The sequence below is a fragment of the Desulfurella sp. genome, from assembly GCF_023256235.1.
Classification (GTDB): domain Bacteria; phylum Campylobacterota_A; class Desulfurellia; order Desulfurellales; family Desulfurellaceae; genus Desulfurella.
The window spans coordinates 31,137-31,450 of the sequence record NZ_JAGDWY010000075.1; the positions used below are offsets into that span (position 1 = coordinate 31,137).

The 314-nt window shown below is 28.0% G+C and carries 1 pseudogene; it reads right to left on the bottom strand.

The annotated features are described in order from the left end of the window. Positions 1 to 314: pseudogene (locus Q0C22_RS08320) on the bottom strand (hypothetical protein); the annotation flags it as partial.

Below are 314 nucleotides of genomic sequence, written 5' to 3' on the forward strand. Positions count from 1 at the left end.
TCTGTCTTCAGTTATTAAAAAGTCAACCCTTCCAGAAAATAGTTCATTTACTAATATAGTATCGACCTTATCATTGTCATTTATATCAAAAAGTTTTGAAATTGTCTTTACTTCATCCTTAAGTGGTGCGATCGTGTTTAATTTTGTATAACTTTCCATTTTAATAAGAAAGGCATTTCTATTTTTTTGATCTTGCATTTTTTTTATTTCTTCAAGTGTAGCTTCGCTTACACATTTTTCATAATGTAATTTATCTAACCACCAATACAATTTACCAATATCCTTTTCTGTTGGAATTTTTGTTTCACGGTGTA